Here is a 7,441-nt window from a genome sequence, read left to right as displayed (position 1 = left end):
TTAGCATGAGTAGTTTTACAGGCAAAGCCGAAACGGATGATAACCACCTACTGAAGTAGGTGGTTTAGGGCTGAAAACAAAATGTGGATAACAAACGGGCCCGATGCTGACGTAGTGGTGCTTTACGCTAAAACAGATGTCAGCGCAGGTTCACGTGGCATTACGGCATTCATTATTGAACGTAACTTCGCAGGTTTCACTCATGCTCAAAAGCTGGACAAGCTAGGCATGAGAGGCTCGAATACTTGCGAACTTGTATTTAACCATTGCGTAGTGCCAAAAGAGAATATTCTTGGCGAGTTGAATCAAGGCGTCGAGGTGTTAATGAGTGGGCTGGATTACGAGCGCGTCGTCCTCGCTGCCGGACCACTCGGGATAATGCAAGCTTGCATGGACATTGTGGTCCCGTACGTACATGAACGAGAGCAGTTTGGAAAACCCATTGGCGAGTTTCAGTTAGTTCAGGGCAAGATCGCCGATATGTACTCTCGAATGAGTGCAGCAAAAGCGTATGTATATACCGTCGCAGCGGCTTGTGATCGAGGTAACGCGACACGCAAAGACGCCGCTGGCGCGATTTTGTACAGTGCAGAGCTCGCCACACAAATGGCACTCGATGCAATCCAGTTGCTCGGTGGGAATGGCTACATCAATGAATACCCTGCTGGTCGTTTGCTACGTGATGCAAAGCTTTATGAAATCGGCGCGGGTACCTCTGAGATTCGCCGCATGTTAATAGGCCGAGAGCTGTTCGAAGAATCTCGCTAACGGAACATACGACAAGGAAGTCATTATGGCCATTATCAAAAGTAAAACTAAGCCAACTGACGAGTTATTTCTTTCCAATAAAGCTGCGATGGAAACGTTGGTCACTCAACTTAATCAACACATCGAGACCATCAAACAGGGCGGCGGTGAAAAAGCCATTCAGCACCAGAGGCAAAAAGGAAAACTCCCCGCCCGAGAACGCATCGCGCGCTTGCTTGATGACAACACTGACTTTCTTGAAATCAGCCAGTTTGCCGCCTGGCAGGTGTATGACGAAGCGATCCCATGCGCTGGCGTTATCGCCGGCATTGGTATCATAGAGGGAATTCAATGCATGGTTATCGCCAACGATGCTTCGGTAAAAGGTGGAACCTACTACCCACTCTCGGTAAAAAAACACCTAAGAGCGCAAGAGATTGCCCAACGTTGCCAACTCCCCTGCGTGTACTTGGTGGACTCCGGTGGCGCAAATCTCCCTCATCAGTCCGACGTCTTCCCCGACAAAGAACACTTTGGTCGCATTTTCTTTAACCAAGCGAGAATGTCGGCGAAAGGCATCCCCCAAGTTGCTGTTGTGATGGGGCTTTGCACTGCTGGGGGCGCGTACGTTCCTGCCATGGCGGATGTGTCCATTATGGTTAAAGAGCAAGGCACCATTTTTTTGGCGGGGCCACCTTTGGTGAAAGCGGCCACTGGCGAAGTCGTGACGGGTGAAGAGCTCGGCGGTGCAGACGTGCATTGTCGAAAATCTGGTGTCGCAGATTATTACGCTGAAAATGATGAACATGCCCTAATGCTTGCGAGAGAAGCCATTGCCAATGCCAATAGAACAAGACCTGTTAAGCCAGAAAACACCGTGCTTTCTCCCCGCTACGACGCAGAAGAAATCTACGGAATTGTGAATGCCAACTTACGACTGTCATTCGACGTTCGAGAAATTATTGCCCGCATCGTCGATGATTCTGATTTCGACGAATTCAAAGCCTTGTACGGCAGAACGCTAGTGTGTGGCTTCGCTCGTATTCAAGGACACTTGATTGGTATTGTGGCAAACAACGGTATCTTGTTTTCTGAATCGGCACAAAAAGGCGCGCACTTTATTGAGCTGTGCGCCAAACGGAAAACACCGCTTCTCTTTCTCCAAAACATTACCGGCTTTATGGTCGGAAAAAAGGTTGAAGAAGAAGGCATCGCAAAACATGGCGCCAAGCTAGTGATGGCCGTCGCTTGTGCTGACGTGCCGAAGTTTACCGTGATCATCGGTGGATCGTACGGCGCTGGTAATTACGGCATGTGCGGCCGAGCGTATGATCCAACCATGATGTGGATGTGGCCGAACGCGCGTATTTCTGTGATGGGCGGAGAACAAGCAGCAGGCGTTTTAACACAAGTTCGAAAAGACGCGAAGGAACGTCAGGGGGAAGCGTGGTCAGAGCAAGAAGAGCACATTTTTAGAGAATCGATCATAGACTTGTATGAAACACAAGGACATCCCTATTTTGCGAGTGCTCGGCTATGGGATGACGGAATTATTGACCCTAAAAAAACGCGCCAGGTGTTGAGTCAAGCGTTAATGGCAGCATTAAACGCCCCCATTCCTGATAGCGAGTTTGGCGTCTTCAGAATGTAAACATCCAAAGATGAATTAAGGAAGTAAGTATGCAGGAAATGCAACCAAGCATTATTCCCAACGCCCAAAGGCAAGATGATGTTCTTTGGCATGTCGATGATAATGGCGTAGCGACCATTACCCTAAACAGAGCAGCCAAACACAATGCTTTTGACGCTTGTACGATCGACTTGCTGATCCACCGCCTAGATTATCTCGCTTTACGAACGGATGTGCGGTGCTTGGTATTAAGAAGTAACGGTAAGCATTTTTCATCCGGGGCCGATTTGAATTGGATGCAGTCGATGGCCGACAGCACGAGGCAAGATAACTTCGTTGATGCCCAAAACTTGGCAAGACTCATGGAAACACTAGATTCGTTCCCTCAACCCACCATCGCAGTTGTTCAAGGTTCCGCTTATGGTGGTGCTTTAGGGTTGATTTGTTGTAGTGATATCGCCATCGCAAGCCAAAGTGCCAACTTTTGCTTAAGTGAAGTTAAGCTTGGTTTAGTTCCAGCGACCATTGCGCCTTACGTCATGCGCGCGATGGGGAATAGACAAGCTAGACGCTATATCTTAAGTGGTGAAGTCATTTCAGCCGAAGATGCCGAACGGTTTGGTATTGTGCACGAAGTGAAAGAAGCCAAACAGCTTGAAAATGCGGTCGATAGCGTAATCAAGACGTTGCTACTTAATAGCCCAGATGCGATGCGTAAAGCGAAAACGCTCTGCCATCAATGTCATCAAAACCCCATCGATCAACAACTGATTCACTATACTAGCAAGCTCATTGCGGACATTAGAGTATCACCCCAAGGTCAAGATGGGCTGCAAGCGTTTCTTGAAAAACGTAGCCCAAGTTGGGTCACCAAGTCACAGGACAAGTAATGCTACCTTCCAAAGTAAAGATTGTCGAAGTAGGTCCTAGAGATGGGTTGCAAAATGAATCTCCTGTTGCGACCCAGACTAAAATCCGGCTGATCAACTTACTCTCTGATACTGGGTTAACGCATATTGAGGCGGGCTCTTTTGTCTCACCCAAATGGGTGCCACAAATGGCGGACTCAATAGAGGTCATGAAAGCAATAACACGGCGAAATCATGTTACCTACTCTGCCCTGACACCAAACCTAAAAGGCTTAGAACAAGCGTTGGAGGCTGACGCCAATCAGGTCGCAATTTTCACTTCATCCTCAGAAGGATTCTGCCAACACAATATCAATTGCTCGATTGCAGAAAGCCTAACTCGCTTCGAGCCTGTAATGCGATTAGCCACCAAACACAGCATCCCTGTTCGAGGTTATCTATCCTGCGTTGCAGATTGCCCTTACGACGGTCCAACAGCCCCTAAACAGGTGGCGAGCGTGACCAAATCGCTCATCGATTTAGGGTGCTATGAAGTATCCCTAGGCGATACAATCGGCACAGGCACGCCAAATCGAATTGCTGCTATGCTGGAAGCCGTCATGTTGGTTGCACCTCTTCCCCAGCTTGCTGTCCATTTCCACGATACATGGGGACAAGCTCTCACCAACATTCATCAAGCCTTGAGTATGGGCATCAATACCATCGACAGCAGTGTCGCTGGGCTGGGTGGATGTCCATACGCTCATGGCGCATCAGGAAATGTCGCAACGGAGGATGTACTATATTTATGCCAAGGGTTAGGAATAGAAACGGGGATCGACTTAGAGCTACTGGCTAAAGCTGGCTGGATGATCAGCGAAGAGCTGGGTCGGCAGCCTACATCAAAAGTGTCATTAGCATTGCGTAACCGCGTATTATCACTTTCGTAGAAGGCCATCCGGCACCTCATTTTCTCCCAACCCAAGTTAATTTGCTCTACTTTCGAGTAGGGAAGCGAAACCGCCCGCCAGTACGATAAATAATTAGAGAAAATAAGATAAGCACACAACCTACTAGTTTATTTGCCGTTAGCACTTCGCCATACCATAGCACGCTCAGAATAACCGTCCAAACTGGTTCTAATATCATAATTAGAGCAGCGTTACCTGCCTGAACAAATTTTTGCCCCATGGTTTGCATTACGTAACGCAAGCTCGTCGCTAATAAGGTACTCAACGCAAACCACCACCAAATAGAGGAGTCCACCTCTGCCGGGAAAGATTCCATAAAAAATGAAACCAACAAACCTAAACAACCTGCTGAAAAAAGTTGCACGCAAGTAAGCAGCAGCACAGGTAGTTTTTGAGAGTATTTGCTGTTCACATTAAAATGAAGCGCCAAAACCAGTGCTGCACCAAGAAACCACAATTGACTGGCCGATTGTTTCCAGCCACCAACTAAAGAAAGACAAGCAAGACCTAATACAGCGATAGGCAAAGAAAGCCAGAAAATTCGTTGTGGTCGTTGACGAAACATAACCCATGCAACAATCGGCACAAACAGCATGGAAAGGCTCATGATAAATGCGCCTTCCCCGAGAGTATCACTGATAGAAATAGCGTAAATCCATGTCATAACGGCACTGCCTAACAGGAGCCCGACACCACCAGCAGAAAGCACATCTTTTAAGTTTGCTTTCAGCAAAGGTCGGTAACATAGAGGCAGTAAGCAGAGCGAAGCGATAGTAAATCGCGCCCCAATAAAGCCAAAAGGTGGTAAACCCTGTATTGTTTCCTTAGAGAATATCCAGCCAAGTGCCGCGATCATCGTCGTCGCAACCAGAATAACCGTCGCTTTGCGTTCTGAGTTAAACATAAGTACTCACAAAATATGGAACACACAATAGCGCAGCAAGAGAGTTTTACTGCGCTATTGTGTAAATTTGAAAGGGGTTTGTGTCGAGCGAAAAAGTGAAAGCCCGATCCTCTCCTGTATTGTTGTCACGCAGATTGAAGTTCTGCTGCTAGATACATTAAATGCAGGCAAAGTCTTAAGGCAAGCCTTTTCGCATACTAAATTACTTTAGCATTCTATACAGCAAGCAAACTGGCTAAAACCTGTACCGGGTGTCGAACTACCTCCCCTTCAAAACGCTTAACTTGACTGCGGCAGGAGTAGTATTGCGACTTCAGCGCTCCTCAATACAGGTTGAATAAGGCGAATTGCTTTTTACCCATCGCCCCTACAATGAAAACTTATTGATTAACTACAACGAACGGTTAAATTGCTCTACGGCCTCTACAACACGGCTAGCGCCATCTTGTATTTCATTCATCACATTGCCTGCTTTTTCAGAGAGCTCTAGCGTATCTAGTGCTTCTTTTTGGCATTTAGCGATCAGCTTAACTGCGTTATCTGTTCGCTGTAGGTTTTCACTGACCATTGTGACAATTTCATCGGTGGTTGCATTGGTTCTTGTAGCAAGCTGTCTGACTTCATCAGCAACAACGGCAAAACCTCTACCATGCTCACCCGCACGAGCCGCTTCTATCGCCGCATTTAACGCCAATAAGTTAGTTTGGTCAGCGATACCACTGATGCTATTTACCAACTCGCTAATACGCGATGAGTGCGCTTTAAGCTCGTCAATCGCGGTGTTCGCTTGCTGCATTTGCTCGGAAAGTATCTGCATCTTTTCTAACGTTGAGCCTATAACCTCTTGCCCTTGCAGGGTTTGTGTTCCAGTTTCTTGGGAGATTTCGTTCGCCAATTGCGCAGCCTGGGCCATTTTCTGTTCCTGCATCACCTGCTGGGTAATATCTGTCGCGAACTTAACGACCTTGTAGAGCTCTCCTCTGTCGTTATGGATAGGGTTATATGAAGCCTCTAACCACACCTCTTCACCATAACGGTTAACTCGTTTGAATCGCTCTGATGAAAATTGCCCTTTTGCTAAACGTTGCCAAAACTCACGGTAAGCTTGAGAGCTCGACTCTTCCTGATCACAAAACATGCGATGATGCTTCCCTAGAATCTGATCAAGCGTATAACCCATTGTGTTTAGGAAATTATCGTTGGCTTTTAAAACATGGCCATCTAATGTGAACTCAATCACCGCCATAGAACGACTTAATGCATTTAGCATGTCCTCTTGCTCACGGGATGATTTGATCGTTCGCGTAAGTTCAGAAGCAAAAACAAAAAAGCTTTCTACTTCTCTGCGCTCATTTAAAACAGGCTGGATAATCGTTCTTAACCAGGCTTCCTCACCATTACCTTTCCGTACTTGCAATGCCCCATTCCAGAACACTTTATCTTGGACGGCTTTCTTCATTCGATGAAAGTGGTCTGTATTGCGCGAATTTGACGGTACCAATTCAGTAATTGATTTCGTTAAGATCTCATCATCATGTAAGAAAAGTTCTTGCTGTAGTTTGGTATTTGCAGAAGTAATGAGGCCTTTACTATCCAATGTTAAGCGGATCATCTCTTCATCTAAACTGGTTTGGATTTGCTGCAGGATTTGCAACTCCTGCTTTAATCGTTGATTTTCTTGTTGAAGCGACTTATTAAAAAACATGACTTTCTCTCATTTGACCGACCTTCGGATTAGTCAAAGGTTTATTATTTGTATACCGAATAAACTGCAAGCGGCAAAATCGTTTGGTTGCATATTCAAACGCGATTTCTATTTCTTATCAAAGGACCCCGCTGGGAATACGGCGATTTTTTCTCCAGTGTAACCTAAGCGCAGTATACTGAAATTTCTTCAGCACCCAAGTTGTTTATATATTTATCAATATTAAAGCTCTTTATCGCCAATTTGAGGTTTGTATTTGTGGATATACTTATATGGAGAAGTGGTGTGTTCAGATCAATAAGCCTTTTCATTTAAAAAAAGGGCCTTGACTTAGTTCCAATAATTTTCGCCGTTTTACCGCTTTTCCACCCGACTTTTGAGCGATTACCCACTCCTTATTCGCTTGTATTTCTATTAATAGCGCACGGAGGAACCAGCAACAAGCGCATCGATTTGCCCAGTATCAATACGTTGTGGTATCCGCTCATTCAGTTTGCCGTGAAGGTGATGATTCACCACCTCACCAGTCGACTCGTCACGATCAGAAATGAGGCAATGAGGCAATGAGGCAATGAGGTAATGAGGTAATGAGGTAATAACGCATGACACCAGAGATTACATTATGTGTCCAACATT

General features: G+C 46.2%; 5 protein-coding genes and 3 pseudogenes. 4 read left to right on the top strand and 4 right to left on the bottom strand.

The genetic code is table 11. The features are described from left to right. Positions 1–75: 75 nt before the first annotated feature. From R7E38_RS16505 to R7E38_RS16490, 4 genes and pseudogenes are all read left to right on the top strand, one after another. A pseudogene (locus R7E38_RS16505) lies at positions 76–768 on the top strand (acyl-CoA dehydrogenase family protein); the annotation flags it as partial. A 25-nt stretch (positions 769–793) separates the two neighbouring features. After that, a complete protein-coding gene (locus R7E38_RS16500) occupies positions 794–2,398 on the top strand; it encodes a carboxyl transferase domain-containing protein (RefSeq protein WP_226084075.1) in 1,605 nt (534 codons plus the stop codon). A gap of 29 nt (positions 2,399–2,427) precedes the next feature. Next, positions 2,428–3,267 carry an enoyl-CoA hydratase-related protein gene (locus R7E38_RS16495; RefSeq protein ID WP_047100922.1) on the top strand — a complete coding sequence of 280 codons (840 nt, stop codon included), beginning with the start codon at positions 2,428–2,430 and terminating at the stop codon, positions 3,265–3,267. Continuing rightward, on the top strand, positions 3,267–4,175 hold the full coding sequence (locus tag R7E38_RS16490) for a hydroxymethylglutaryl-CoA lyase (RefSeq protein WP_167415965.1): 909 nt from the start codon (positions 3,267–3,269) through the stop codon (positions 4,173–4,175). Before R7E38_RS16495 ends, R7E38_RS16490 begins: the two co-directional genes overlap by 1 nt. Before the next feature lie 46 nt (positions 4,176–4,221). Here R7E38_RS16490 and R7E38_RS16485 read toward each other — a convergent pair whose 3' ends face one another. From R7E38_RS16485 to R7E38_RS16475, 4 genes and pseudogenes are all read right to left on the bottom strand, one after another. Then, entirely contained in the window at positions 4,222–5,100 is an 879-nt protein-coding gene (locus R7E38_RS16485; protein ID WP_005375761.1) for a DMT family transporter, read from the bottom strand. Between the two features lie 391 nt (positions 5,101–5,491). Further along, positions 5,492–5,845: pseudogene (locus tag R7E38_RS23560) on the bottom strand (methyl-accepting chemotaxis protein); the annotation flags it as partial. 180 nt (positions 5,846–6,025) lie between these two features. Beyond that, positions 6,026–6,712 (bottom strand): annotated as a pseudogene (locus R7E38_RS23555) (PAS domain-containing protein); the annotation flags it as partial. 507 nt (positions 6,713–7,219) lie between these two features. Then, positions 7,220–7,414, bottom strand: coding sequence for a hypothetical protein (locus R7E38_RS16475; RefSeq protein WP_318081873.1), 195 nt, complete (start codon positions 7,412–7,414; stop codon positions 7,220–7,222). Positions 7,415–7,441: the final 27 nt, after the last annotated feature.

Origin of the sequence: Vibrio sp. Vb2131 (assembly GCF_033338535.1) — a bacterium.
Taxonomy (GTDB): domain Bacteria; phylum Pseudomonadota; class Gammaproteobacteria; order Enterobacterales; family Vibrionaceae; genus Vibrio; species Vibrio alginolyticus.
Note: the sequence above shows the minus strand (reverse complement) of the source record. Positions and strands in the feature narration are given on the sequence as shown.